We start from the raw sequence: 26,911 nt of genomic DNA, 5'->3' as shown, positions 1-26,911 counted from the left end.
CAGGTACCGAAAGTTCCCAGGGCCGAATTCCCAATCAGCGGCTCAGGTAGCCGAGCCACCCGCCGTACCCCGTGATGTCTTCGGCGCCCACCACCGCGCCAGGCTCGCAGACGAACCCGGACACCTCGCTCCCATCGGCCAGCCGCACCTTCCCGATCGCCAGCGGCGCCGGGACACCGGCGACGAACTCCCCGAAGCCCGCGAGTGGCAGGTCCCACACCTCGGCCTCGATCGCCGCGCCGCCCGAAGCGACCCGGACGAGACCGGGTTTGGGCGGGACGGTGTCCAGCGCGTGGAGCCGGTACTCGGCCGCCGTCGGTCTCGCGGAAACGAACCGGCCGCCCCGCGAGGTCAGTTCGTGGTTCAGCGGTTGCCCGCGCAGATGGGCGCCGACGACGGCGATCCGCGTCCGCCGCGGCACCGAGCGGGCGACGTCGGCGAGGATCCGGTCGGCGTACGCGGCGCCGACCAGCATCACCCCGAACGGCAGCCCGCCGACCGTTCCGGCGGGAACGGCGAGCGACGACAGGCCCAGCAGGTTCGTCGAGTTCGTGAACCGGCCCAGCCGGGCGTTCACCCCCAGCGGATCTGCCTCGACTTCGGCGATCGTCGGGTGTTCCGTCGTCGTGGGCAGCAGGACGCAGTCCACAGTGGACAAGACAGCCGACACTTCGCGCTCCAAATCCCCGAGCGTCGCCAGGTCGGAGAACAACCGGTGCGCCGGGATGTCCTTGGCCGCGCCGATGATCCGCCGCACGGCCGGATCGACGGCGTCCGGGTGGGCGTCGATGAACTCGCCCACCGCCGAGTACCGCTCGGCCACGAAGGCGCCCTCGTACAGCAGACGCGCCGCGGCCAGGAACGCCGATATGTCGACAGTGACCAGTTCGGCGCCCGCGTCGCGGAGCTCGTGAGCCGCCGCGGAGAACGCTTCGGCCCACCCGTTCTGGAGCGGCCCCACCTCGGACGGCACGCCGATCCGGAAAGGGCGGTTCAGCACCGGTAGGTCCCGGGGCTTGCTCAGGCAGGCGAACGCCGCCGAAGCCTCATCGACCGTCCGCGCGAACACGGTCACGCAGTCGATGCTCGCGCACGCGGGCACGACACCGGTCGTCGGCAGCAGCCCCCGCGTCGGCTTCAGCCCGACGATCCCGTTGAACGCCGCCGGGACCCGGCCCGATCCGGCGGTGTCCGTGCCCAGCGCGAGATCCGCGATCCCGAGCGCCACCGCGACCGCCGACCCCGAACTCGACCCGCCCGAGACGTACGCCGGATCGATCGCGTTCCGGACCGCGCCGTGCGGGCTGCGCGTCCCGACCAGCCCGGTCGCGAACTGGTCCAGATTGGTCGTGCCCAGGATCAGCGCCCCGGCCGCGCGCAGCCGCGCCACCACCGGCGCGTCCTCGGCGGGTAGGTAGGCGTACTCGGGGCACGCCGCCGTCGTCGGCAGCCCGGCGACGTCGATGTTGCCCTTGACCGCGGCGAGTTTCCCGTACAGCGGCAGGGAATCCCCCGCCGCGCGGCGGGCGTCCAGCTTCTCCGCGTCGGCGAGGACGTCTTCCTCCGGACGCAGGTCGATCCAGATCTCGGGCCGGTCGACTCGAGCGATCCGATGGTACGCGGCGCGCACCCGCTCCAGCACGCTCATCCCGCTCTCCTTCCCAGTACCACCAGCGGGGTGCCGGGGGCGACCTGATCGCCGGGGGAGACGAGCACCTCGACGACCTCCCCGGCGGCGGGCGCGGGGATCCGCGCCTCGGTCTTCATCGCCTCGAGGATCACCAGCGTCTCCGCCGGGTCGACCTCCTTGCCGGGCTCGACGTCCACCCGCCAGACGGTCGCGGCGAACGGTGCTTCGACGACGTGCCCACCGGGCGGGGCCTCGACCTTCGTGGTCGGGACCTTGGCTCCGACGGGTTCCGGTCGCGGGTCGAATTCGCCCGCCGCCGCCCAGGCCTGCCGTTCCGCCTCGAACGCCGCGCTCTGCTTCGCCCGGAACGAGGCGATGTCATCGGCGTTGTCGGTGAGGAACCGCTCGTGGTCCGCCAGCGCGAACTCACCGTCGGTGATGTCGAGTTCCAGTTCTCCCGCCGAACTCCGAGCCCGAAGGTCGAGCAGTTCCTCGGCGGTCACCGGATACCACGAGATCCGGTCGAAGAAGCGCAGCAGCCACGGCGAACCCGGCTCGAACGACCCGCGTTGCCGCCAGCCGCTCCACACCTGCACGGTCCGCCCGACGAACTGGTACCCGCCGGGGCCTTCCATCCCGTAGATGCACAGGTACGAGCCGCCGATGCCGACCGAGTTCTCGGCGGTCCAGGTCCGCGCCGGGTTGTACTTCGTGGTGACCAGCCGGTGCCGCGGGTCCAGCGGAGTGGCCACCGGCGCACCGAGATAGACGTCGCCGAGGCCGAGCACCAGGTACTCCGCGTCGAACACCGTGCGATAGACCTCGTCCACACTGGACAGACCGTTGACCCGCCGGATGAACTCGATGTTCCACGGGCACCACGGCGCGTCGTCGCGTACGCCCGCCATGTACCGCTCGATCGCCTCGCGCGTCGCCGGATCGTCCCAGGACAACGGCATCCGCACGGTCCGGCTCGGCACCACGAGATCGGCGGTGCGCGGCAGATCGTGTTCCACCTCCTGCACGAGGCCGAGCAGTTTCGGCACCGGCAGCACGTCCGGGTCGACGTGGACCTGCAGCGAACGGATGCCCGGGGTCAGATCGACGACGCCGTCGAGCCCTTCCTTGGCCAGCCGATCAGCCAGCGCGTGGACGCGCATCCGCAGGGCCAGGTCGAGTTTCATCGGTCCGTACTCGATCAGCAGGTTGTCGTCGCCGCTGCGCCGGTAGGTGACCTCGGGGTTCCCGTCCGATGTGGACAGACGACCGAGGATGCCGCCGTCGTCGATCGGCTGCCGGCTCGCCTTGACCGCCTTGGCCGGTTCGTCGCGCAACGCGCCGGCGTGCTCGATGGTGATCGGCACGAACCGCACGGTGTCGCCCGGCCGCAGCTGGCCGAGTTTCCAGCGCTGCCCGGTCACCACGGTCGCCGGGCAGACGAAACCGCCGAGGCTCGGCCCGTCCGGGCCCAGCAGGATCGGCAGGTCGCCGGTGTAGTCGACGGCGCCGATCGCGTACGGCGTGTCGTGGATGTTCGACGGGTGCAGGCCCGCCTCGCCGCCGTCCTCCCGTGCCCATCGTGGCCGGGGTCCGACGAGCCGGACGCCGGTCCGCGCGGAGTTGAAGTGCACTTCCCAGTCGGTGGCGTAGAAGGTCTCGACGTCGTCCGGGGTGAAGAACTCCGGCGCGGCGTGCGGCCCCTCGGACGCGCCGATCTCCCAGTGTGTCGCGAAAACAGGGCGTTCTGCTTCGGGAACCGGTCCGGTGACGGCGTGCTCCGGTTCCGGGCCGGGGGAGAGGACGTCACCGGTCGCCAGCGCGCGCCCGCCGTGGCCGCCGAAGCCGCCGAGGGTGAACGTCGCCGCACTGCCCAGGAAGTCCGGCACGTCGATCCCGCCGCGGACGAGGACGTACGCGCGGAGCCCGGCGGTCCCCGTGCCGACGTCGAGCACGCCGCCGACGGGGACCTCGACAGGTGTCCACTGTGGAACAGGTGAACCGTCGACGGTCACCGGCGACGGCGAGCCCGTGACGCAAACGATTGCGTCCTCGGTGAACCGCAGGGAGACACCGTCCACGGTGCACTCCAGGCCCGCCGCGCCTTCGGGATTGCCCAGCGCGCGGTTGCCCAGTCGCAGGGACAGATCGTCCATCGGCCCGTTCGGCGGGACACCCACGTGCCAGAAGCCCAGTCGCCCCGGCCAGTCCTGGACGGTGGTCATCGTGCCGCCCCGCAGGACCTCGATCCGCGGCTCGGGGTCGGCGATCGTGTCCAGCGTCGCGGTGTCGTGGGTGACCTCGCGCAGCCGCTGATCAGCGGCGACCGCGCGCAGTTGGCCGAGGTTCGTGCGGACGCCGTCCACCCGGCTTTCGCCGAGCGCCTCGCCCAATGCGGCCAGCGCCTCGTCCCGGTCCGCGCCGACGGTGATCACCTTGGCGAGCAGCGGGTCGTAATGCGTCGTCACCTTCGACCCGGCCTCGACCCAGGTGTCGACCCGGACATCGGCCGGGAAGTCGGCGCGGGTCAGGAGGCCCGCGCTCGGCCGGTGCCCGGCGGCCGGATCCTCCGCGTAGACGCGGGCTTCGATCGCGTGCCCGCGTGGCGACGGCGTGGTGGCGAACATCCCGGTGTCGCCGTCGGCGAGCCGGAGCATCCACGAGACCAGGTCGATGCCGTACACCGCCTCGGTGACCGGATGTTCGACCTGCAGCCTCGTGTTGACTTCGAGGAACGCGGCCTCTTCACGGGCCGGGTCGTAGATGAACTCCACCGTCCCGGCCGACCGGTAGCGCACCGAAGCGCAGAGGGCGACGGCCGTCGAGACCAGTTTCTCCCGCACCGCATCGGGCAAGCCCGGCGCGGGGCACTCTTCGAGCACCTTCTGGTTGCGCCGCTGCAAGGTGCAGTCCCGCGTGCCGAGCGTCAGCACTGTGCCCGCGCCGTCGCCGAACACCTGGACCTCGACGTGCCGCGCGTGCGTCACGAGCCGTTCGAGGAACACGCCCGGGGTCGAAAAGCTCTTGGCCGCGATGCTCCGTACCGCTTCCCAGGCGTCCCGCAGTTCGACGGCGGACGCGCAGGCACGCATGCCGATCCCGCCACCCCCGCCGGTGGCCTTGAGCATCACCGGATAACCGATCCCGGCGGCCGCGGCTTCGGCGTCGGCCAGGGTGTCCAGCAGTTCGGTGCCGGGCAGCATCGGGACACCGGCCGCGGCGGCCTTCATCCGCGCGGTGTGCTTGTTGCCGAAGACTTCGAGGTGGTCCGCGGTAGGACCGGCGAACCGGATCCCGGCCGCCTCAACCGCCCTGGCGAAGGCGGTGTCCTCGGACAGGAAGCCGTAGCCCGGGTGAATCGTGTCCGCGCCGGTCTTCAGCGCGGCTTCGATGATGGCGTCGCCGAGGAGATAACTCTCCCTCGCCTGCGCCGGGCCGAGCCGGACGGCTTCGTCGGCAAGCCGTACGTGCGCGGCCGTACGGTCGGCGTCGGAGTAGACGGCGACCGTCGGAATGCCCATCTCCCTTGCGGTGCGGATGATCCGGACCGCGATTTCCCCCCGGTTGGCGACGAGCAGTTTCACACGCCACCGCCGGTGACGATCATCCGGACCGGCGTCGGGTCGAAGCCGTTGCACGGGTTGTTGATCTGCGGGCAGTTCGACACCAGCACCAGGACGTCGGTTTCGGCGCGCAGCTTGACCTCCAGGCCGGGTGCCGAGATGCCGTCGACGATGCCGAGCGTGCCGTCCTGTTCCACCGGCACGTTCATGTACCAGTTGACGTTGCTGACCAGATCCCGTTTGCCGAGACCCCATTTGGCGCCTTCGATCAGGAAGTTCTCGACGCAGGCGTGCTGGTACCGCGTGTGCTGGCCGTAGCGGAGGCTGTTCGATTCCTTGCTGCAGGCGCCGCCGATCGTGTCGTGCCGTCCGCAGGTGTCCTCGACGACGGTCAGCAGCGGCGCGCCCTCGCCTGTGCGCAGCACGCTGCCGGTGGTGAGGAAGATGTTGCGCTGCGCGGCGATCGTGGTGGCCGCGCTGTATCTCTTCGCCGTGTCGGCGGCGTCGTAGCAGAGGAAGTCGACGGCCTGGTTGCCGCCGAGATCGATGATCGCGAGCGTCTCGCCCTCGCGGAGCACGGTGGAGTACGGCGCCCGCGCGGCGACCTCGGTGTCGGAGATGATCGTCATGCCAGGCCCCTTGCGGTGAGGTAGTCGGCGGTGTTCTCGAAGGCGCGCTGTGCCTCGGGTGAGGCCGTCCATTCAGGACTGTCCGGAGTGGACGGCGCCGAGCGCTGGGCGAGGACGCGCAGCGGGGTGACCGTGTAGTCCGGGCGCGGGTCGAGCGGATGCGCCACGTTGGCGATGAGGACGACCGCCGGGAGTTCCGTGCGCAGGACCACGGATTTGCCGGCGCCCGCCGAACCGGTGAACGTCAGCCCGCCGTCGGCCTCCACGTGCACGCCCTGGAAGAAGGACAGGCTCGGCGGCAGATCGCGTGGGGTGAGGCCGTGTTTCGCGGCGGCGAGGGTGAACAGCGCGTTCCCCGACGGGGAATCCCCCTGCGGGCTCCCGTCGCCGTAGCGCTGCGCGTTACCATCCACAGTGGACGTTCCGCAGAGGGCGTCGTGTTTGCCGCTCTCGTCGGTGACGACGGTCGCGAGCACCCGAGCCTGGTCCGACAGCAGGGCGATCGCCTCGCCGAGATAGGCGTTCCACTGGACCTTCACCGTGTCCGCGACGTTCAGCCGCTCCCAAGGCTGGTCCGCGTTGAACAGCAGCAGATGCGCGCAGGCGTCGCCCTTGACGTCGGTCAGCCGCAGCTCGGTGCCGCGGGCGAGGACCTTGTGGGTGTAGCCGCCGCCGGCGACTGTCTCGGCCCAGACCAGCTTCGCCGGGTCGATCCCGGGCGGCGGATCCGGCCAGGTGGACGCCGGGATGGCCGGCATCGCTTCGGTCACCGTGCCCGCCTGGGCGCGCGCGTGGTCGCGAGCGCCGTACGTGGTCGATGTCGTGCTCATGGAACCTTCCTTCAGGTCGCGGGGACGGGAACCGTGGTGAGCGCGGAGCGGCGGCGCCAGCAGAGGTAGCCGGTGAGCAGCGCGGCGCCGACGAACTCGATCGGGAACAACAGGACCCAGACGGAACCGGTGCCCGCCAGGTCGTAGATCTCGGCTCGTGGCCAAGCGATGTTGACGATCATCATCGCGCCGTACCCTACTGCCGCGATGTTGACCGGAATAGCCCATCGTCCCAGGGAGAAATGGCCGGGTTCGGCGGTGAAACGCCCTTGACGGCGCCGGATCAGCAGTGGTCCGGTCACCAGGAGATAGGCCAGGTAGACCACGACCACCGACGTGCCGGTGATGGTGCTGAAGATCGTCGGATTCCCCAGATTCAGCAGCAGGAGCCCCATGGCGAGCACCCCGGAAAGCACCGCGGGCGCGATCGGCGTACCGGTGCGGGCGTTGACCGCGGAAAGCCTCCTGGCGCCGGGGAGCGCGCCGTCGCGGGCCATCGAGTAGATCAGCCGGACGGTGCCGGTCTGTATGGTCAGCGTGCAGACGACGACCGCGATCGCGACGTCGGCGAGGAAGACCCGGCCGAGTGTGTCGCCGAAGACGGCCGTGATCACGTACGGCAGGCCTTTCCCGGCCAGTTGCCCGTCGGTCAGGCTCGGTGCCGCCATCAGCGCGGTGACGACGACGGCGAGGCCGCCGACCCCGGAGATCAACAGCGCGCGAAGCACGGCGCGCGGGGCGATGCGGCGGGCGTCCTTGGTCTCTTCGGCGACGGAGGCGGCGGTGTCGAAACCGTACAGAACGTACGCGGCCATCAGTGCCGAAGCGAGAACGCCGCCGGCTCCCGGGCTTTCGCCCGCGGGCTGGAGCACGACCTGCGGGCCGCGGACGGCGAACAGCGCGAGACCGGCGATCAGCACGAGGACGCCGACGAGTTCGGCCGCGACCCCGACGTCGTTGATCCGCGCCATCAGCCGCACACCGCCCGCGTTGATCGCGGTGGTGAGAACGATCAGCAGGGTGCCGAGCAGGACCGCGTTGCTGGCGCCGGTCGGGGAGGTGATCGCCGGATCCCCGCCGACGAGCTGGAACCCGCTCCAGACCGACGGGAGGACGACCTGCAACGCGATCGCGGCCCCGGCGAGCGCCACGACGCAGCCCACCAGCATCATCCAGCCGGCGAGCCACCCCGCGAATCCGGGGGAGAGGTGTTTCGCCCACTGGTAAACCGATCCGGCCAGCGGGAATCGGGCCGCGAGTTCGGCGAAGTTGAGCGCGACGAGCAATTGCCCGGCGATCACCAGCGGCCATGTCCAGAAGAAGAGCGTGTCGCCGAAGGAATAGCCGAAGGCGAACAGCTGGAACACCGTGGTCAGGATGGAAACGAAGGAGAAACCGGCGGCGAAGGCGGAGAAACCGCCCAGTGTCCGGCGAAGTTCTTGGCGGTACCCGAAGGCGGAAAGGTCCTCGGAAGGCATTGCGGAGGCTCCTGTCTCAAGGGCCGGATTTCGATCGGCTGACCGAAATTAAGCGCGTGCGGGATCCTTCCGATCTCCGCCGGGTAAGCGCGGTGTTAACAGATACCGGATTCGGTAACCTGGGCCGACCGCCGGACGTAACAAAGATCTTCGCGGAGAAATGGCAGGATCGGATAGATGACGAAAACGACCGGGGTGGGCAGGCCGAGAGCCAGCGGCGCCGCCGCGAGCAAACGGGAGGCGCGGTTCGCCGTCTTGGACGCGGCGGGAGAGCTGTTCACCGGCGCCGGGTACGCGGCGACGACCACGCGGGCCATCGCCGAACGCGCCGGACTGCGCCAGGCGTCGCTCTACTACCACTTTCCGTCCAAAGAGGACATTCTCGCGGCGCTGCTGGAGGACACCGTCCGGCCGTCACTGGACGTCGCGGGCGGTCTTTCGGCCAAGCTCGCGCCGGTCGGCACGCGGCTGTGGGCGCTGGCCTACGCGGACATCCACTTGCTCGGCAGCGCGCGGCACAACCTGGGCGCCCTGTACTTGCTGCCGGAGATCTCGTCGCCGCGGCTGGCGCGATTCCGGGCCGAGCGGGCGGAGCTCAAACGCGTCTACGGCTCGCTCGTCGCGGCGGCGGGCGTCACGGCCGCTCTCCAGGGGATCCGGACCGACCTGGTGTTCGGGCTCGTCGAGAGCATCGCGATCGTCCGGCGTGACCAGCCGGACCTGGACGTCGAGGCGCACGCCGTCGAAGGGGCCGACGGCGTGCTGAGGCTCGCCGGTCTCGGGGAACCGGACGCCGCGCTGCGCGGAGCCGCGCGGGCGCTGCTGGAGGGCTGAAGGGGACTTTCCCCGCATGTGACGAGACGAAAGCGTCCTTCGCCGCGTGAGATGCGGCGAAGGCGTCCTTCAGCTCTCAGGGTCAGGCGGGGGTGGCGTGGAGCGCCTTGCTCAGCACCGCCACCGTCAGCTCGACCTGCCAAGGCCGGGCACCGCCGTCGCGGAGGACCTGGGCGACCGAATCCTCGCTCAGGTCCGCGGGCGGACGCCAGCAGGTGCGCCGCACCAGCTCCGGCAGCAGCAGGTTCTCCACCGGGAGCCGCCGGTCCTCCGCGATCGCGGACAGCGCCGCGCGGGCCGCCGAAAGCCGGGCGGCGGCGTCGGGATCCTTGTCCGACCACCGGTTCACCGGCGGCGGTCCGTCGGTCTGCTGCGCGGGGGTCGGCAGCTCGTCGGCGGGGAGCGCGCGGGCGGCCTGCAGATGCCGCAGCCAGCTCGCGGTGTACTTGCGCTGGACCCGGCCGCTGAACACCGGCAGCGCCTGCAGCTGGTCGACGGTCTTCGGGTCCGCGGTGACGGCGTTGATGATCGCGCTGTCGGGCAGGATCCGGCTCGGCGCGCGGTCGCGTTTGCGGGCGAGTTCGTCCCGCGCCTGCCACAGTTCGCGCACGGCGGCGAGGCCGCGGGCGCTGCGGATCTTGTGCACGCCGGACGTCCGGCGCCACGGCTCGGCCCGAGGGGCCGGCGGCGGCGCGGTGCGGACGGCCTCGAATTCCTGCTGGGCCCATTCGAGCTTGCCCTGGGCGGCCAAGTCGGCTTCGAGCTTCTCTCTCAGCTCGATGAGCAGCTCGACGTCGAGGGCGGCGTAGTTCAGCCAGTCGACGGGAAGCGGGCGCTTCGACCAGTCGGCGGCGCTGTGGCCCTTCTCCAGCTGGTAGCCGAGGAGGAGCTCGACGAGGGTGCCGAGGGCGACCCGTTCGTACCCGGCGAGCCGTCCGGCGAGTTCGGTGTCGAAGAGGCTCTTCGGGTGCAGGTCGAGTTCGGCGAGACACGGCAGGTCCTGAGAGGCCGCGTGCAGCACCCATTCGGCGTTGTTGAGCACTTCCGCGAGGGGTTCGAGCTGCCCTTCGAGCGGAATGGGGTCGATGAGGAAGGAGCCGGCACCTTCGCGGCGCAGCTGCACGAGATAGGCCTTGGGCCAGTATCGGTAGCCGGACGCGCGTTCGGTGTCCACGGCGATGGCCCCGCTGCCGCCCGCGATCTTCGCGCAGGCTTCTGCGAGGGCGGTCGCGTCGGCGATCACCGGGGGAGTGCCCTCGGCGGGCTCCCGCAGGAGGACCGGTCCACCGGTGTCGTCGGTGCCGGTCTTCGGGTCCGTCTGCGGTTCTCCGGGTCGGTCGCCTTCCATAGGTGAAGACCCTACGGGACGAGCGGGCCGCGCCTGGTCCGCCCGCCCCGCAGGGCTGTTCGCCTTTGTCAGCGGATCACGCCGGCACGCATGGCCAGCGCCACCATCTGAGCCCGGTCACCCGTGCCGAGCTTGCGCCCGATGCGGGAGAGGTGAGACTTCACCGTGAGAGCGGAGAGGCTGAGTTCCTCGCCGATCTCCTTGTTGCTCTGGCCGTCGGCCACGAGCTGCAGCACCTCGACCTCGCGCGCCGAAAGCTCGCGCGGGGTGTTGTCGGTGCCGGCGACCCGGGTGCCGGTGGCCAGGACCGGTGCGACGCTCGGGTCCGCGTAGACGCCGCCCTCGAGCACCCTGCGGACGCCGTCGGTCACTACGACCGGCGATGCCGACTTGAGCAGGTATGCCTGGGCGCCGGCCTGGAACGCCGACCTGACCGCGTACGGGTCGTCTGATGAAGCGAGCACCACTACTCGAGGCCAGCCGTGGCTACGGAGTTCCGTAACCAGCTCGATGCCGCTGCCATCCGGCAGTCCGAGATCGAGGATCGCCAGGTCACAAGGCCCGGTGGCCTGTGCTCGCGCCCTCGCCTCGGCCACCGTGGCGGCCTCGTGGACGGTGCCCGCACCCATCTGTGCGAGTCTTGCTGAGATTGCCTCCCTCAACAGCGGGTGGTCATCGACCACCAACACGGAAAAAAGCTCTTCCCGCGGGTGCGGAACCATGCTCGCCGGCAATGAACCGGCTGGCGTGGATCGGACGGCCTGAGAAATGCCGACGGTAGCCACGTCACTACCTCCCTGGAGTCGGTCGTGCCCCCCGACCGGCACCGGGACTTTCGGCCGTTTAGCCGCGCCAGCTTTAGACCGAAAGTGGTGTCGTCGATGGCACTGTAGCCGCCCTGAGGCCTTCGCGGGGGGATCGAATGGGTATCTATCTCAAACGAGTAGTCACTCAGGGAGTTCGTCGTAACACGATCGGGCTAGTACACAGCCGGTGGCTAACACATCGCCGAAAGAACACGATGGACTTGAGTTACCGGGGCTCGACCGACTGTGCAGATGGGCCGTGCACCTGCCGGTGCCTCTGCCAGGGCGCCTCGGCGAGCGGTGCGGCGGGGGCCGGAAACCGCCTCCGGCATGGGGCTTGATCAACTTTGCGGAGCGCCATGATCGCTTCGCTCAGTGACGATGATGGTAACGCTCCGGAAGCGTCTCGGAGTGCTCGCGATCGGGTTTGATCTTGTTGCGGACGGTGACGGCCGCGTTAGCACGAACGGGGTGGTCCAGACCTCTGAGTGACCGGCTCCTCGCTGGTCGGAGCCGGTCTGGTCCAAATGGCTCCGAAGCGCGGCTTAGTGGCGTACAGACGCTCTGAGGGCCCGCGGGCGGAGCAGTCGAGGAACCCCTGGGCGCTTTGCGCAGCCTCCGTGAGCGTCGCGGCTGTCCGTGAAGGCCTCCTTCCCTACCTTGAGGGTAAGATCNCCCGGGTGCGGGCCGCCGAGGAGCTCCCCGAACCCGCGCAACGCCCGGACCGGGTGGAAGCAAGGGACCTTTAGTGACGCTAGTTTTCCTAGCGCCGCTAGGTGGCCGGAAATCGCAAAATAACCCAAATGCTATGTCTCGATTGCTGGGATCCGGCGTGTCGGGACTGATGCCGAGGGGTGTCGCAAGTCCGTGAAGGCTCCTTGAGGGACCGAGAGTCCCCTCAAGGAGGACTTCACGGACTTGCCGCCGGGTTCGGGAGCACCGGCGCGACGAGGGCTCCTGGGTGATCCCGGTCGTTCTGGCGAGCCCCTCTCGCGGGTACTGCGTCGTGTCTTGCCTGATGTCAGGGAGGTCCCAGTGCATGAAGGCCCCTTCCTGTATTTAGGCGCAAGGAAGAGGTCCGTCTTGTACTGAGGAAGGGGCCTTCACGCGCTGTCGTTGTGGCTGGTGGTGCTACTAAGCCCCGGCCTCTAACGACCCGAGCGCGGCGCCCGCGCGAAGCGGCTCAGGAGGACTGACGCTGCTCGAAGAGGGTCACGCCGACCGGCGGCAGCCCAACGACGCTCGCCATAACCTGGCAGAACGCCTGCCCGTGCGGCCGCAGCGCGGCGTCCGTCGGGGTCCAGGACGCCCGGAGTTCCAGATCGTCGGTGCGCGCGGGCCCGGAGATGTCGCCGAAGCGGGCCGACGACGTCTCGGTGACCGTGCCGCCCAGCGCCGTCCAGTCCGCGCCGGAGCTCTCCAGCGCGTCGGTCAGCCACGACCAGCCCACGGCGGGCAGGAAGGGATCGGTCGCCAGTTCCCGGTCGAGTTCCGCGCGCACGTACATGACCAGCCGCAGGACCCCGTCCCAGCCTTCCTGGCCCTCCGGATCGTGCAGCAGCACCAGCCGTCCCGACGCCAGCACGTCCGCCGGCCCTTCCACTTCGCAGCTCACCGCGTAGGACCACGGGGCGAGGCGCTGCGGCGGGCGCATCGTCTCCAGCTGCACTTCGGGGCGGGGCCGGACCGATTGCAACGCCGCGACGGCTTCACGGAAGAGATCGGGTGCTGACGTCATCGCGGTCACCAACCGACTGTAAGACGCGATCGTCCGGTTCGGGGCGCAGGCGCGCCGAGAGTAAGGCCTCCGAGCGCACATGGCACCATGAACCGTGATGTCTCCTTCAGTCGCTTCTCCCGCGCAGACCGTCCCCACGGCCCGTCGCGCCCTGCCCGGTGCGCCGTTCCTGGCCGCCGCGCGCGGCGAACGCCCGGCCCATACCCCCGTGTGGTTCATGCGCCAGGCGGGCCGGTCGCTGCCCGAGTACCGGGCGCTGCGTGAGGGCACCTCGATGTTCGACGCCTGCTTCGACCCCGAGATGCTCGCCGAGATCACGCTCCAGCCGATCCGCCGTCACGGCGTCGACGCGGCCATCCTCTTCAGCGACATCGTCGTCCCGCTCAAGGCGGCGGGCCTCGACATCGACATCGTCGCGGGCACCGGCCCGGTCGTCGCCGAGCCGATCCGCGACGCCGCGGGCGTGCGCGCGCTGCCGGTGCTGGAACCGGAGCAGGTGGAGCGGGTCGCCGAAGGGGTCCGGCTGCTGGTCGGGTCGCTGGGCGAGACGCCGCTGATCGGGTTCGCGGGCGCGCCGTTCACCCTGGCCTCGTACCTCATCGAGGGCGGGCCGAGCCGCAATCACGAGCACACCAAGGCACTCATGCACTCCGAGCCGGAGCTGTGGCACGAGCTGGCCGGGCGTCTCGCGGACATGGCGATCACCTTCCTCTCCGCGCAGCTCGACGCCGGGGCCGACGCGATCCAGCTGTTCGACTCGTGGGCGGGCGCGCTCTCGGAGCGGGACTACCGCGAGTTCGTCCTGCCGCATTCGGCGAAGGTCCTGTCCGCGGTCGCGGGCTACGGCGTGCCCCGGATCCACTTCGGCGTCGGCACCGGCGAGCTGCTGGTGGCCATGCGCGACGCGGGTGCCGACGTGGTCGGTGTCGACTGGCGGATCCCGCTCGACGAAGCCGTCCGGCGGCTCGGCGGCGGTGTCGTCCAGGGCAACCTCGACCCGGCGCTGCTGCACGCGTCCTGGCCGGTGCTCGAAGCCGAGGTCCGGCGCATCCACGCCGAGGGCCGCGCGGCCGACGGCCACATCTTCAACCTCGGCCACGGCGTGCTGCCCGGCGTCGACCCGGACGTTCTGACGCGCGTGGTCGGGCTGGTGCACGAGCTTCAATGAGCACCATCGCCGTCGTCGGTGGCGGTATCTCGGGACTGACCGCGGCTTACCGGCTGCGGACGCTGCTCGGTGAAGATGCCCGGATCGTCGTCTTCGAGGCGACAGGCTCACTCGGCGGGAAACTCCGCACGGTCGAACTCGCCGGTGAGCGCTACGACGTCGGAGCGGAGGCGTTCCTCGCCCGCCGTCCCGAAGGGCTCGCCCTGGTCCGCGAGGTCGGGCTGGGCGAAAGCCTCGTCCATCCCACCAAGGCCCGCGCCAAGATCCACGCCGGTGGCTCCGTGCTCGGTCTGCCACCGGGCACGGTCATGGGCGTTCCCGCCTCGGCCGACGCGGTCGCCGGGGTGCTGTCGGAGAAGGGCCGCGCGCTGGTCGAGGCCGAGGCGTCGCTGTCTCCGCTGGAATTGCCCGCGGAGGATGTGCCGCTCGGCCCGCTGCTGCGCGAGCGGTTCGGTGACGAACTGGTCGACCGGCTCGTCGATCCGCTGCTCGGCGGGGTCTACGCCGGGGGAGCGGACGGGCTCGGCCTGCGCGCGACCATGCCCGGTCTCGCGTCCGCGATCGATCGCGGCGCGCGCTCGCTCACCGAAGGCGCCGCCTCGCTCATGCCCGCCTCACCGAGTACGGCGCCGGTCTTCGGCACTCTGCTGGGCGGCCTCGGAACGCTGATCGTGCGGCTCGCGGAGCTGGCCCGCGCCGAGGTCCGTACCGGAACCACCGTGACGGCGCTCGAGCGCACCGCCGACGGCTGGAGGGTCGATGACCTCGACGCCGACGCCGTCCTTCTCGCCGTCCCGGCGCCTTCGGCGCGGCGGCTGCTCGACGGTGTCGCAGGAGTGGCCTCGTCGGTGTTCGCCAAGGTCGAACTCGCGTCGATGGCGGTGGTCGCGCTCGCGCTCCCGCCGGGAACCGCGCTGCCGGAGTCGTCCGGGGTCCTGATCGGCGCCGGGGAGCGGGACGCCGCCGGGAAGCCGTTCGCCGCCAAGGCGTTCACCTTCTCCTCCCGCAAGTGGGCGCAGTACGGCGAAGGCCCGGTGCTGGTGCGTGGCTCGGTCGGCCGCTTCGGCGAACCGGGCGCGCTGCACGCCGACGACGACGAACTCGTGCGCGTGGTCCGTGACGACCTGGCCCGGCTGACCGGTGTCACCGCCGAGCCGATCGACACCCTCGTGACCCGATGGGGCGGCGGGCTCCCGCAGTACGGCACCGGGCACCTCGTACGCGTCGAGCGGATCGAACGTGCCGTCGCCGGCGTCCCTGGCCTCGCCGTGGCGGGCGCGACGCTGCACGGCGTCGGGATCCCGGCCTGCATCGCCACCGCCGACGCGGCCGCCCGCCGCATCGCCGGGATCACACCGACCCACGAGGGCTCTTGAGCACCGGCAGTGCCAAGATGGCGGTATGGCGCGGCTGAACTACAACGAGCTCAATGACACCATCCGCTACACCGCCTGGTCGGTCTTCCGGGCCGAGCAGGGCAAGCTCGGCGAAGACCGCGCGAAGGCGACCGCGGAGACCACCGAGTACCTCGACGCGCTGGAGGCGAAGGGCGTCGTCGTCCGCGGTGTCTACGACCTTTCGGGGCTGCGCGCCGACGCCGACTACATGATCTGGTGGCACGCCGAGGAGATCGAGCAGGTCCAGGCGGCGTACAGCGGCTTCCGGCACACGCCGCTCGGCCGCGCGTCGGCGCCGGTGTGGAGCCAGGTCGCGCTGCACCGCCCGGCGGAGTTCAACAAGAGTCACATCCCGGCGTTCCTCGCCGGCGAAGAGGCCCGCAAGTTCATCTGCGTCTACCCGTTCGTGCGCTCCTACGAGTGGTACCTGCTGCCGGACGACGAGCGCCGCAAGATGCTCGCCGACCACGGCAAGGAGGCCCGCGACTACCCGGACGTCCGCGCCAACACGGTCGCGTCGTTCGCGCTGGGCGACTACGAGTGGATCCTGGCCTTCGAGGCCGACGAGCTGCACCGCATCGTCGACCTGATGCGGCATCTGCGCGGCACCGAGGCGCGGCTCCACGTGCGCGAGGAGATCCCGTTCTACACCGGGACGAAGGTGGCCCCCGCCGAGCTGATCGCCCTGCTGCCCTAGTGGACACCCGCGTCTGGACCACGCTCACCGGCGACACCCTCGCCGAAGACGCAGTCGAGATCACCGGCCCCGAGTCGGTGCTGCCCGGCACCTTCCGGGTCGAGGAGGCGGCGGCGACGAGTATCGCCGCGGCGACGCTGGCCGCCGGGGAACTGTTGCGGCTGCGGGGAATCGAGCCGGGCAAGGTCTCGGTCGACACCCGGCACGCCGCCGCGTCGTTCCACAGCGAGCAGTACATCCGCGTCGACGGGGAACCGGTGCAGTTCAGCGCGCCGCTGTCCGGCGACTACCGGGCGAACGACGGCTGGGTGCGGCTGCACTGCAACTACCCGCGTCACGTCTCCGCCGTGTGCTGGGGCCTGGGCGTGCCCGCGACCCGGGCGGCGTTCGAGAAGGTCGTCGCGGCCAAGTCGAAGTACGAGGTCGAGTCGGCGGTGATCGGCGCCGGCGGCGCGGCCGCTGTGCTGCGCTCTCGCGAAGAGTGGCTGGCGCACAAGCAAGGGCAGGCGGCGTCGGCGTTGCCGGTCGCCGAGATCCGGCCGCTCGGGCCGTCGGAACCGGTGCGGCTGTTCGAGTCCGACCGGCCGCTGGGCGGGGTGCGGATCCTGGACCTGACCCACGTCATCGCCGGACCGGTCGCGGGCCGCGTGCTCGCCGCGCACGGCGCCACCGTCATGCACATCGGGTCGGCCCAGCTGCCGACCGTGCCGCCGCTGGCCGTCGACACCGGGATGGGCAAGCTCTCGGCGTACGTCGACCTGGAGACCGAAGCCGGGCGCTCGCGGCTGCGCAAGCTGATCGCCCGCGCGGACGTCGTTCTGCAGGGTTTCCGGCCGGGATCGCTGGTGGCCAAGGGTTTCTCGCCGGAAGCGATCGCCGAGCTCCGGCCGGGCATCGTCGTCGCGGACCTGTCGGCCTACGGCTGGGAAGGGCCTTGGGCGCGCAGGCGCGGGTTCGACAGCCTGGTGCAGATGGCGTCGGGGATCGCCGACGAGGGCGGCAGGACGGCCGGGCTCGACGGCCCGGGACCGCTTCCGGTGCAGGCGCTCGACCACGCGACCGGCTGGCTCACCGCGGCGGCGATCATGACCGCCGTCCGCCGTGCGGCCACCGAGGGCGGCAGTCAACATGTCCGGACCTCGCTCGCCGGGACCGGGGAGTGGCTGAACTCTTTGGGGCGCAAGGAATCCGGGCCCACCGGCTTCGACGGCGGCGAATGGCTCGAAGAGGCCGACAGCCAGCTCGGCCGGGTCACCAGGGTCAAGATGGCGGGCACGCTGCCGGGCTCGAATCCACAGTGGACGGAAGCGACGCACGTGCCCGGAAGCGACCGTCCGGTCTGGTGAAGACCGCATTCAGAGGACTAAACGCGGCGTAGCCAGCTCGTGAACCGGCCCCGGGGCTTGGGTACCTCGCCGCGGTCCACGAGCCAAGCGCCGAAAGCGTCCGCGTAGGCCCGCGCGCGGATCGCGTCGGTCTTCGGATGGCTCGTCGCGTACTCGCGGAACAGCGCGGCGAACCGGTCGCCGAGGGCCTCGGCGAGATCCGGGCGCAAGTAGGTGACCAGCCTGCTCTGCTTGTTCCGCAAGACGTTCGCCTCGATACGGAGCCTGTCCGCGTCGAAGCCCGCCGGGGCGTCGCCTCCCGCGAGGAGCGCCTTCAGCAGTTCGGCCTGCTGGGAGGCGAGCCGCTCCCGGGGCGACGTCACGGCGAGACCGCTTCCCTCAGCGCGGCCAGCTCGGCCGCCAGTTCCGTGTCGGACGGGTAGTCGTCGTCGCGCTCCAGCAGGACACCCGGCGGCTCGGTGCGGCGCCGCAGTTCGCGCAGCAGGTCCAGCACCTCCGGGACCACCGGATGAGCGTGCGTGTCGTGATAGACGCCGTCGCGTTCGACACCGCCCGCCATATGCGTGTACGCCAGCCGCTCCCACGGGATCTCGTCGAGGAACCGTTCGGGATCGGTGCCGAGGTTGCGGGCGTTGGCGTACAGGTTGGCGACGTCGATGATCAGCAGGCAGCCGGTCCGGTCGGTGAGCTCCCGCAGGAACTCCGACTCGGTGAACTCCGCGTCCGGCCAGTCCAGCACCGCCGCGATGTTCTCCAGCGCGAACGGGGCCTCCACGATGGACTGGGCGAGTTTGACGTTGTCCACCAGCACGTCGAGCGCTTCCCGGGTGCGGGGAAGCGGCATCAGATGACCCGAGTCGAGGCCGCCCGCGCGCACGAAGCACACGTGGTCGCTGGCCATCGGCGCGCCGAGCTCGCGAGTGACCTCCGCGAGATGCTCGACGCGCGCGGTGTCCAGCGGTTCGGCCCCGCCCAGCGAGAGCGACACCGCGTGCGGCAGAACCGGCATTCCCTTGTCGCGCAAAGCGACCAGGGTCTCCGGCAGATGCCCGGCGTGCAGGTTCTCGGCGACGACCTCGACCCAGTCGACGCCGGGCAGCCGTGCGATCGACAGGTCCAGCTCGTGCCGCCAGCCGATGCCGATCCCGAGCCTGCCCGGCCCGTCAGCCGCCACAGCCGCCACCGCAGCCACCGCCCCCACCGCAGGAACTGCCACCGGAGCTGCTGCTGCACGAGGAGCCGCCGCCGGACGAACCGCCGCCGAAACCACCGGAGACCGGAGGCGGGATCAGGGCGGCACTCAGTTCTTCGTCCGGGTAGTAGGCGAGGCCGCCGAACGCGACCGCCGCGGCGGCGCCGCCCAGCAGCGCGCCACCGGCCATGCCGGCGTACTCCGGCCCGTTCGGGATGCCGCGCTTGCGCTCCCGTCCGTGGGCGGACCTGGCCCGGTGGAGGATCCGGCCGCCCTCGCTGGTCGGGCGCGGGCCCGACCGCTTGTCCTTGAGCGCGCGGGCGATCAGCGTCGCGAACACTGCCGCGATCAGCAGCGGGATGAGGAAACCGACGGGACGGTCGCCGGAGATCCCGGCGATCAGGCGGACGACACCGAGCACGAGCACGGCGAAGTACAGGAAGAACACGACCTGGCGGATCCGGGGTGACCGGTCCGCGACGACGAGTCCTCGCTCCTCCAGCCCTTTGGCGAGGGCCTGCATCGGGCCCGACAGCCGCAACCGGTCGCGGATGCCGCGGGTCGTGGCGTTGTACCCCGGCTTGGCGCCCTTGGCGACGGCCTTTTCGATCGGGTCGGCGGGCTCGGGGCCGGTGAGCTGGAGCTGCTTCGAGCTGCTGACCCGCAAGGTCCCGCGGTCGACCAGTGCCGCGATGGCCGTGTCGACCACCCGGTCCGGTCCGCCCGCGAGATAGGCGAGTTCGTACACCGTCGGCTCGGGTCCGGTCACGGTGGCGCGCGGTGCCTTGGCACCGAGCTTGACCGCGATCGTCCACACGAGACCGACGGCCAGCGGGAACACCAGCAGGGCGCCATAGATCGCCAGGAACGTGGGTCCGGGTATACCCCAGGTGTCTTCCATCGCACGAGCCTTTCGCGAGCAGGTGGGCTTACCGTAGTCGGACGCTTTTCCGTTCGGTCGTGGTTCCGCGAACCAGTCGGTCAGCCGGGCGAATCGTCCACGACGGTCGTTGGACCGTCATAGGAGCCGCAGGCGGTGACCGTGGTTCGGTCGCGGGCGCGAGATGGCGTCAGGAGCAGGCTCCGCGTGAGCCGTCGATCCGGATGCGCGGCGAGACCGCCCAGCGCCACCGCGCCCGTCACTCCGGTGACGAGCCCTGGGTCCTCGCGCGCCCGGGAAAGCGCCAGCTCGCCCGCTTTCGTCGTCCACGTCTCGCGGTGTGCCCGATCGAGGCAGAGGGTGACGGCGAATGCCGTCGTCGCGACGATCAGCGAGCTCCCGGCGAGCAGCGCGGCCTGCCCGGTGACCACGACGGCCCGGAGAAGCATCGCCATTCCCAGCACGACGAGCACGAGTTGCGCGAGAAGGGCCGCACGCCAGACGAGGTGCAGGCGGCCTTCCGGCAAGGCCAGTCCGTCGGCGAGCAGTTCCGCCCGCAGTGAGCGCATCGGTTCCGACGCGCGCAGCGGACCGCGCACCCTCCCGATCCCCACCTTCGGCAGCGCCTCGGACACCGCGAACGCGAACGGATCGGCGGGCCGGGCGGAAGACCGGCGCAGGACGCCGGCCTTGTCGAGGCGGACCACCTGCCGTTCGAGAGCGGCCGCGACGGCCGTGTCCGTGACCCGGTCGGGGCCGCCGGCGAGGTAGGCGACCTGATGGATCGTCCGTAACGGTTCCCCGCCGTGAGGTCGATTCCGCAGCCATCGGGTACCCGCCAGCGCCACGAGGAGTGGAAGCACCCCGAGCACGACCACGATCTGTTCAGCCACCGCAACCACCTCCGCCGCCACCACCACAGGAAGAACCCCCGCCGCAGGACGACGCTCCACCGCCGCACGACGAACCTACGGCGTACGACGCGCCACCGCCGCAGGTACTCGCCGTGCGGGCGAACACGCCGGCCTTCGTGCCGCCGGTCTTGGTCAACGTGGCCGCGACGACCTGGTCGGGGAAGGCCCGCAACCCGTGGAGGGCCACCTGCCCGGCCGTGGTGCGCCCCAGCCCGCGGTCCCAGTCGCCGTAGTGGAGTGCCAGGCCACCGGCGGCCGTCGCCCGGCCCGTGCGGTCCGGCCGTTGCCGCCACACGACCAGGCCGATCGCGCCTGCCACGACGATGACCAGGACGACGAGGGCGCCGGCCGGCCGCTTCAGCGGTATGGCGTTCGCCAGCCTCGCGATCCCCAGCGCGAAGACGGCCACGTACGCGGCGATCGCGTACTGCCAGCCCCTCCGGCGACGGGTTTCGGGAACGAGCAGGCCCCGCCGCTCCAGATCGGCACGCAGTTCCCGGACGGCCTCGTGCCGGGCCATCCTGGAGCGCAGCTCGCGAAGGTCGATTCCGTTGCCGGGCACGAGCGAGACGACCGCGCGCTCGAACGGATCGGCCGGGACCGGCCTGATCGGGTGCAGGAGGCCCCGGCCGTCGGGCCGCAGGAAGTTCCGTTCGAGCAGACCGGCGACGGCGGTGTCGGTGACCCGATCCGCGCCGTCCGCCAGCGCGGCCAGGGGGTAGAGGCCGGGCACCGCCCTGGCCCCGGTGTCACGACGCAGCCACCGTTCGTGCGCCACGGCGAGCACGACCGGCAGTAGGGCACAGACCCCGTACAGCCAGGCGAAAGCCGGTCCGGAGATTCCCCAAGGTTCGTTCATGCGACACCGCCCTCCCCGACGCTGTTCCTGTAATCCGGGAACGCGTCGGAAAGGGCGGTGGTTCGCTTCGTTCGGTTACGACTCGGGAACGAGTTTCAGCGAGATCGAGTTGATGCAGTACCGCTGATCCGTCGGCGTGGCGTAGCCCTCGCCTTCGAAGACGTGCCCGAGGTGGCTGTGGCACGACTTGCACAGCACCTCGATCCGGCGCATCCCCATCGTGGTGTCCTCGCGGAGGAGGACTGCGTCGGTGTCGGCCGGGTCGTAGAAGGACGGCCAGCCGCAATGGCTTTCGAATTTCGTGTCGCTGCGGAACAGTTCGGCACCACAGGCTCGGCACTGGTACACACCGGTGGTCTTGGTGTCGGTGTACTCCCCGGTGAAGGGGCGCTCGGTGCCCGCCTGGCGGAGCACGGCGTACTCGTCGGGGCTGAGCTGCTCCCGCCATTCCTGCTCGGACTTGACCACGCGCGGCGTGGCTCCGACAACGGGTTTCATGCCTTTCACCGGTTCCACGTTACCCCGCGAGCCACGCGATGGCCCGGCCGATGATGTCCCATGCGGTGACCATCACGCCGAGCACGATGAGGACCACGACCAGTGCCGAAACCCACCAGCGCAGCCCGCCGAGACGGTTGCTGGAGTCGGCGAAATCGGAGACACCGTCGAGGCAGGCCTCCACGGTGAAGTTCGGTCCGCAACGTTCGATGCGGTCCAGATGCTCGGCGAAGGCCCGGGCCTCGGGGTCGTGCGGGTCGAGGCCTACCAGGTCTTCCTGGAAGCGAGGATTCTGGCGAGGTCCGAAAGGTCCGCTATCGGCCATACCGGCAACAGTAAGCCACGATCGGCGATTGGCCTACCACCAGCGAGGCGGGTCTCATCACCGCCACGCACCGATTGCTGCTAGTTGCCCTGCGCGCTGCGGGTGTCTCCGGCGATCAGCAGCTGACCGCCACCATCGTCGATGACGCGGACGGTCTTCGCCTCGGAGCCGCCGGATTTGAACGTGAGGTTGATGGTGATGTCGACCGAGCCGTCGGCGTTGTTGCCTTTGTTGGCATTGGCACCCTTGTAGCTGCTCAGCTGCTTCGTCGCCCAGTACTCCTGGTACTTCCCCTGGTCGCCATAGACGGCCTGGGCGTCCGGAGTGAGCATCGCCCAGCCTTCCGGCGTGCCTGCCTTGCTGTAAAAGTCAACAACACGTTCCCCCGCAGGCCGGTACTCGATCTTGCCGCCGCTCGACGACGCGGACGACGAGGGTGCGCTGCTCTTGGAGCCGCTCGACTTGGGCGCCGAGGTGCTGGGCTGCGGGTTCGCCCCGGCGTTGTTCCCGCCCGGGGTGTTGCCCCCGTTGCCCGAATTCAGCACCAGGAACACGATCACGGCGATCACCACGACGGCGGCACCGGCGCCCGCGAACAGGACGGCCTTGCGCTTGGCGTCGGGCTGCTTGGCCGGCGACGGCCGCATCGGGGCGGCCGCGGACGGCGGCGGGCTCATCGCGGCGACCGGGCGCGGCGGCGTGTTCGGCGGTGCGGACGGCGAGCGCATCGGGATGAAGGCGGCCGTCGGCGGGTGGGTCTTGGTGGGTTGCGGCGGAGGCGCCGCGGCGGACTGGGCCGGTTTGTCGGTCCGCTGCCACGGCGGCCGGTCTCCGCCCGGAAGGCCGTGTCCCGGGGTGTCGGGCACGGCCGGCTGTCTGCCGCCGCCCGCTCCGAAGAGCCGGGGCGACGCCGCCGTGCCCGCGTCGGATTCGTTCGCCGCCAGCGCGGCGAGGCGCTCCCGGGCCTCGGCCATGGTCGGGCGCTCGGTCGGCTCGGTGCGCAGGAGGCTCATCAGCAGCGCCGTCGCGGGACCCGCCTGCTGCGGCGGGTTGATCTGGCCGTTCGCGGCCGCGTACAGCAGCGCCAGCTGGTTCGAGCTGTTCCCGTACGGGGTCTGGCCCTCGATCGCCTGGTACAGCGTCGCGCCGAGCGCGAAGACGTCGGAGCTGGGCACCGGGTCCGAGCCGCGCGCCAGCTCGGGCGCGAGATACGCCGGGGTGCCGCCGATCAGGCCGGTCTGGGTGAGCGTCATGTCGCCGGCCGCGCGCGAAATGCCGAAGTCGGTGATCTTCGCCGTGCCGGACTCGTCGATCAGGATGTTCCCGGGTTTGACGTCGCGGTGCACGATCCCGGCGCGGTGCGCGGCGACCAGCGCCGACGCGACCTGCTCGCCGATCTTCGCGACGCGCCCCAGCGGCAGCGTGCCTTCCTCGGAGATGATCGCCGAGAGGCTCGGGCCGTTCAGGTACTCCATCACCAGGCAGGGATCGCCGCCGTGCTCGGCGATGTCGAACACCACGATCGCGTTCGGATGCTGGAAGCGGGCCGCGTTCTTCGCCTCGCGCATGGCGCGCTGGCGCATGTTGTCGCGTTCGGCCTCGGAGACACCCGGCTGCGGGAGGATCTGCTTGACCGCCACCGAGCGCTCGAGGCGGACATCGATGGCACGCCAGACCACCCCCATGGCACCGCTACCAATTTGCTCGACCAGGCGATAGTGCCCAGCGATCAGCTGACCGGTGTCGATGGCGACTGCTCCTGACACGTTCTCCGGGTGATGGTGGCGCTACGCGGCCTGACAGGTCCCGCGCACTCGATCGAGTGTAGCGGGCGGCGGTTTCGGCTCCCCGTCAGCTCGCCGGTGCGGAGGCGGGCAATTCTTCTTCCTCGCTCGAATCGGGCACCGGCCGGGCTTTGCGCCGGAAGACCTTGACGAGCCCGATGGCCCCCGCCGCGGCGAACACGGCGTAACAGATCAGCAGGGCGGGCGGTGTTTCCCCGGTCAGCGCGTCGCCGAGGACGACGACCGCGACCGTCCCCGGCAGGCTGCCGAGCGCGGTCCCGATCAGATACGGGGCGAAACGGACCGATGACACTCCGCACAGGTAACTGAACGGAGCGAACGGCACCATCGGGATCAGCCGTAAGGAGGTGATCGCCAGGACCCCGCCGTCCGAAAGCCTCTCGTTGACCGCGCGGACCTTCGCCCGGTGCAGGTGCCGGGTGACCAGATCGCGGCCGAGTGCCCTCGAAAGAGCGAACGAGAGCGCGGACGCGACCGTGGTCGCCAGGATGCCGACGACGATGCCCGTCGTGGCGCCGAGCAGCAGCCCGCCGGCCAGGTTGAACACGGTGCGCGGGATCGGCGCCACGGTCAGCACCGAATAGGCCAGGAAGAACACCAACGGGGTGGCCGGACCGGTCTCGGCCGCCCAAGCCCGCAGCCCGGCCGGACTCGGGATCGGCAACAGCACCGCCGCCGCCACGAACACGGCGAACACGGTGAGCGCGAGGATTAATCTGGTACGGCCGGACACCACGTCAACCGTACCGTGTCCGCTGTGATCGACACCGAGGCGCTGCGCGTCCAGCCCGAACTCACCGGCGAGAACGTCGTGCTCACCCAGCTCGACGAGACCTACTTCGAGACCGCGTGGAAGGCCCTGCAGGAGCCCGAAACCACCCGGCTGACCGGGACGCACAGCCGGTTCACCCCCGAGCAGATCCGGACCTGGCTCGCCGGGCGGAGGGGCCTCGACGATCGCGCGGACTACGCGATCGTGCGCAGGGAGGATCGCGCGCACGTCGGCGACCTCGCGCTCACCGACGTCGACAAGGACAACCGCTCCGCGTCGTTCCGCATCGCCCTGAACGGCCCGGAGTTCTTCGGCAAGGGCTATGGCACCGAAGCGACCGAGTTGCTGCTGGGCTACGCGTTCGACGTCGTCGGCCTGCATCGTGTCTCGCTGGAGGTCTTCGACCACAACCCGCGGGCCCAGCGCGTCTATGAGAAGGCCGGGTTCGTCCGCGAGGGGCTTCAACGACAGGCGCTGTGGTGGGACGGCGAATGGCATGACGTCGTCACGATGGCAATCCTGAAGACCGATCCCCGGCCCTGATCGGCGATACGGTGTGCGCATGCCCAAGAACGGTGAGCCGATCGAGGTCGAGGCGGGCGAGCGCAAGGTCCGGGTGTCCAGCCCGGACAAGGTGTACTTCCCGGCCCGGGGTATCACGAAGCGCCAGGTCGTGGAGCACTACGTCGCGGTCGGGGAGCCGTTGCTGCGCGCGATCGGGGAGCGGCCGACGACGCTGAAGCGCTACGTCGACGGCGTCGAGGGCGAGTGGTTCTACGCCAAGCGCGTGCCGAAGGGCGCCCCGGAGTGGGTGGAGACCGCGAAGATCACCTTCCCGTCCGGCCGGACGGCCGAGGAGGTCTGCCCGACCGAGCCCGCCGTGTTCGCCTGGGCGGCGAACCTGGGCACCTTCGACTTCCATCCGTGGCCGGTGCGGCGGCCCGACGTCGACCATCCCGACGAACTCCGCATCGACGTGGACCCGCCGGACGAGGCGGGCTTCGCCGACGCGGTCGCGGTCGCGGGCGTGGTGCGAGAGGTCCTCGACTCGGCGGGCCTGGTCGGCTACCCGAAGACCTCGGGCGGCCGCGGCGTGCACGTCCTGGTGCGGATCCGGCCGGAGTGGGACTTCATCGACGTGCGCCACGCGGTGATCGCGCTGGGCCGCGAGGTCGAGCGCCGGATCCCGGACAAGGCGACCATCGCGTGGTGGAAGGAAGAGCGCGGCGGCCGGGTCTTCATCGACTACAACCAGGCCGCGCGCGACCGCACGGTGGCTTCGGCCTGGTCGGTCCGCGGCACCCGGCGGGCGACGGTGTCGACGCCGCTGACCTGGGATCTGCTGACCGAAGTGGACCCGGACGACTTAGACGTCCTCACCGCGGGAGCCTTCTATCGCGAGCACGGTGACCTGCACGCGCCGATGGACGAGCAGGCGTTCGGCATCGAGACGCTGCTGGACTGGTACGTGCGGGACGAACGCGACCACGGCGTCGGCGAGATGCCATATCCGCCGGACTACCCGAAAATGCCCGGCGAGCCGAAGCGCGTCCAGCCGAGCAAGGCGCGCGACGACACGGCGTAGCACGCACCAAGTGACGACGCGTGCGGCGTCGGTGACCGATTTACGTCTTTCCTTCGTTTTGCTCGCGGAGTGATTGCGCTTTCGTGTCGATCCAGAAACCTGTTACCGCTCCGCCGTGGACCGATACGAGACTGTGTGACGCGTGGGACTCAGCCGTAACGCAGGGCCTCCTGCCAGCGACATTTCCCTCCGAACACTAGGCTGGGGGAGACGAAGGAGTGCCCGTGGACGACCTGATCGCCTTTCTCGCCGCGCGTGTGGGGCAGCGCCAGGCGTTGATCATGCAGGCGGTCAAGAAAACCGAGAGCAACGAATCGCTCAATCGCGGTGAGACCAAGGTCGTCATCGAAAAGAAGATTCGTTCGCTCAACGACATCGAACTCGACACGGTCAATCAGATGATCAACGAGATCGAAGCGACCCGGCGGCTCCTGCAGGCACACCGCACCACGGTCTCGGAGAAGGTTCCCGGATTCCCCTTGTACGGCAACGAGTACTGGTGCGAGACGTGCCATGTGCCCGCCGACGAGGCCGGGACGAACTGGTGTTTGACCCTGCGGCTGCTGGCCCTGCCGCACGCCGACCACCCGGACTACAGCGAGCGCTGGCGTCCCTGAGCG

General features: G+C 70.4%; 25 protein-coding genes. 8 read left to right on the top strand and 17 right to left on the bottom strand.

Annotated elements, in window-relative coordinates:
• Positions 1-34: 34 nt before the first annotated feature.
• The 5 genes from atzF to LCL61_RS32205 are packed head-to-tail and all read right to left on the bottom strand — an operon-like array spanning position 35 to position 8,127.
• The gene (atzF, locus tag LCL61_RS32225) at positions 35-1,648 is read right to left on the bottom strand and encodes an allophanate hydrolase (protein WP_340683233.1); all 1,614 of its coding nucleotides are present in this window, start codon (positions 1,646-1,648) and stop codon (positions 35-37) included.
• Positions 1,645-5,211, bottom strand: coding sequence for an urea carboxylase (gene uca / locus LCL61_RS32220; protein ID WP_340683232.1), 3,567 nt, complete (start codon positions 5,209-5,211; stop codon positions 1,645-1,647). Before uca ends, atzF begins: the two co-directional genes overlap by 4 nt.
• Positions 5,208-5,819 (bottom strand): urea amidolyase associated protein UAAP2, encoded by a 612-nt coding sequence (locus LCL61_RS32215; RefSeq protein WP_340683231.1) that lies wholly within the window; start codon positions 5,817-5,819, stop codon positions 5,208-5,210. Before LCL61_RS32215 ends, uca begins: the two co-directional genes overlap by 4 nt.
• The gene (locus tag LCL61_RS32210) at positions 5,816-6,649 is read right to left on the bottom strand and encodes an urea amidolyase associated protein UAAP1 (RefSeq protein WP_340683230.1); all 834 of its coding nucleotides are present in this window, start codon (positions 6,647-6,649) and stop codon (positions 5,816-5,818) included. Before LCL61_RS32210 ends, LCL61_RS32215 begins: the two co-directional genes overlap by 4 nt.
• Positions 6,650-6,660: 11 nt before the next feature.
• Positions 6,661-8,127: an amino acid permease gene (locus tag LCL61_RS32205; RefSeq protein ID WP_340683229.1), complete on the bottom strand. Its 1,467-nt coding sequence runs from the start codon at positions 8,125-8,127 to the stop codon at positions 6,661-6,663.
• Positions 8,128-8,304: 177 nt separating this feature from the next.
• Between LCL61_RS32205 and LCL61_RS32200 the strand changes: the two genes are divergently transcribed.
• On the top strand, positions 8,305-8,961 hold the full coding sequence (locus LCL61_RS32200; protein WP_340683228.1) for a helix-turn-helix domain-containing protein: 657 nt from the start codon (positions 8,305-8,307) through the stop codon (positions 8,959-8,961).
• A gap of 82 nt (positions 8,962-9,043) precedes the next feature.
• Here the strand turns inward: LCL61_RS32200 and LCL61_RS32195 are convergent, their stop codons facing one another.
• The 3 genes from LCL61_RS32195 to LCL61_RS32185 all read right to left on the bottom strand — a co-directional run bounded on the left by LCL61_RS32195 (position 9,044) and on the right by LCL61_RS32185 (position 12,862).
• The gene (locus LCL61_RS32195; RefSeq protein WP_340683227.1) at positions 9,044-10,309 is read right to left on the bottom strand and encodes a ribonuclease D; all 1,266 of its coding nucleotides are present in this window, start codon (positions 10,307-10,309) and stop codon (positions 9,044-9,046) included.
• A 68-nt stretch (positions 10,310-10,377) separates the two neighbouring features.
• Entirely contained in the window at positions 10,378-11,094 is a 717-nt protein-coding gene (locus tag LCL61_RS32190) for a response regulator transcription factor (protein WP_034318331.1), read from the bottom strand.
• 1,204 nt (positions 11,095-12,298) lie between these two features.
• Entirely contained in the window at positions 12,299-12,862 is a 564-nt protein-coding gene (locus LCL61_RS32185; protein ID WP_340683226.1) for a DUF3000 domain-containing protein, read from the bottom strand.
• Positions 12,863-12,950: 88 nt separating this feature from the next.
• On the opposite strand from LCL61_RS32185, the gene hemE reads away from it, so the two are divergent.
• The 4 genes from hemE to LCL61_RS32165 are packed head-to-tail and all read left to right on the top strand — an operon-like array spanning position 12,951 to position 17,461.
• The gene (gene hemE, locus LCL61_RS32180; RefSeq protein WP_340683225.1) at positions 12,951-14,021 is read left to right on the top strand and encodes a uroporphyrinogen decarboxylase; all 1,071 of its coding nucleotides are present in this window, start codon (positions 12,951-12,953) and stop codon (positions 14,019-14,021) included.
• A complete protein-coding gene (hemG, locus tag LCL61_RS32175) occupies positions 14,018-15,397 on the top strand; it encodes a protoporphyrinogen oxidase (RefSeq protein WP_340683224.1) in 1,380 nt (459 codons plus the stop codon). Before hemE ends, hemG begins: the two co-directional genes overlap by 4 nt.
• 25 nt (positions 15,398-15,422) lie before the next feature.
• On the top strand, positions 15,423-16,115 hold the full coding sequence (gene hemQ, locus LCL61_RS32170; protein ID WP_016332997.1) for a hydrogen peroxide-dependent heme synthase: 693 nt from the start codon (positions 15,423-15,425) through the stop codon (positions 16,113-16,115).
• A complete protein-coding gene (locus LCL61_RS32165) occupies positions 16,115-17,461 on the top strand; it encodes a CoA transferase (RefSeq protein WP_340683223.1) in 1,347 nt (448 codons plus the stop codon). The genes hemQ and LCL61_RS32165 overlap by 1 nt, the downstream gene beginning before the upstream one ends.
• A gap of 17 nt (positions 17,462-17,478) precedes the next feature.
• On the opposite strand, the gene LCL61_RS32160 is transcribed toward LCL61_RS32165, so the two are convergent.
• From LCL61_RS32160 to LCL61_RS32120, 9 genes are all read right to left on the bottom strand, one after another.
• The gene (locus LCL61_RS32160; protein ID WP_340683222.1) at positions 17,479-17,823 is read right to left on the bottom strand and encodes a hypothetical protein; all 345 of its coding nucleotides are present in this window, start codon (positions 17,821-17,823) and stop codon (positions 17,479-17,481) included.
• Positions 17,820-18,635: a DUF692 domain-containing protein gene (locus LCL61_RS32155; RefSeq protein ID WP_340683221.1), complete on the bottom strand. Its 816-nt coding sequence runs from the start codon at positions 18,633-18,635 to the stop codon at positions 17,820-17,822. Before LCL61_RS32155 ends, LCL61_RS32160 begins: the two co-directional genes overlap by 4 nt.
• Entirely contained in the window at positions 18,625-19,554 is a 930-nt protein-coding gene (locus tag LCL61_RS32150; protein ID WP_340683220.1) for a TIGR04222 domain-containing membrane protein, read from the bottom strand. The genes LCL61_RS32155 and LCL61_RS32150 overlap by 11 nt, the downstream gene beginning before the upstream one ends.
• Positions 19,555-19,634: 80 nt before the next feature.
• Positions 19,635-20,426, bottom strand: coding sequence for a TIGR04222 domain-containing membrane protein (locus tag LCL61_RS32145; RefSeq protein ID WP_340683219.1), 792 nt, complete (start codon positions 20,424-20,426; stop codon positions 19,635-19,637).
• Positions 20,419-21,306, bottom strand: coding sequence for a TIGR04222 domain-containing membrane protein (locus tag LCL61_RS32140; RefSeq protein ID WP_340683218.1), 888 nt, complete (start codon positions 21,304-21,306; stop codon positions 20,419-20,421). The genes LCL61_RS32145 and LCL61_RS32140 overlap by 8 nt, the downstream gene beginning before the upstream one ends.
• Before the next feature lie 75 nt (positions 21,307-21,381).
• A complete protein-coding gene (gene msrB / locus LCL61_RS32135) occupies positions 21,382-21,804 on the bottom strand; it encodes a peptide-methionine (R)-S-oxide reductase MsrB (protein WP_007033524.1) in 423 nt (140 codons plus the stop codon).
• A gap of 19 nt (positions 21,805-21,823) precedes the next feature.
• A complete protein-coding gene (locus tag LCL61_RS32130; RefSeq protein WP_038515722.1) occupies positions 21,824-22,129 on the bottom strand; it encodes a hypothetical protein in 306 nt (101 codons plus the stop codon).
• Between the two features lie 80 nt (positions 22,130-22,209).
• Positions 22,210-23,814 carry a serine/threonine-protein kinase gene (locus tag LCL61_RS32125; protein ID WP_340688732.1) on the bottom strand — a complete coding sequence of 535 codons (1,605 nt, stop codon included), beginning with the start codon at positions 23,812-23,814 and terminating at the stop codon, positions 22,210-22,212.
• A 166-nt stretch (positions 23,815-23,980) separates the two neighbouring features.
• Complete coding sequence (locus tag LCL61_RS32120; RefSeq protein ID WP_340683217.1) at positions 23,981-24,667, bottom strand: TVP38/TMEM64 family protein; 687 nt, start codon at positions 24,665-24,667, stop codon at positions 23,981-23,983.
• 24 nt (positions 24,668-24,691) lie between these two features.
• Between LCL61_RS32120 and LCL61_RS32115 the strand changes: the two genes are divergently transcribed.
• From LCL61_RS32115 to LCL61_RS32105, 3 genes are all read left to right on the top strand, one after another.
• On the top strand, positions 24,692-25,249 hold the full coding sequence (locus tag LCL61_RS32115) for a GNAT family protein (protein WP_340683216.1): 558 nt from the start codon (positions 24,692-24,694) through the stop codon (positions 25,247-25,249).
• Between the two features lie 19 nt (positions 25,250-25,268).
• Positions 25,269-26,291, top strand: a complete 1,023-nt coding sequence (locus tag LCL61_RS32110) for a DNA polymerase domain-containing protein (protein WP_340683215.1) — start codon at positions 25,269-25,271, stop codon at positions 26,289-26,291.
• Positions 26,292-26,515: 224 nt separating this feature from the next.
• Entirely contained in the window at positions 26,516-26,908 is a 393-nt protein-coding gene (locus LCL61_RS32105) for a DUF6221 family protein (protein WP_340683214.1), read from the top strand.
• The last annotated feature ends 3 nt before the right edge of the window (positions 26,909-26,911 follow it).

The sequence above is a fragment of the Amycolatopsis coloradensis genome, assembly GCF_037997115.1.
Lineage (GTDB): Bacteria > Actinomycetota > Actinomycetes > Mycobacteriales > Pseudonocardiaceae > Amycolatopsis > Amycolatopsis coloradensis_A.
The sequence above is the reverse complement of the archived record's forward strand: the minus strand, read 5'-3'. Positions and strand labels throughout refer to the sequence as shown.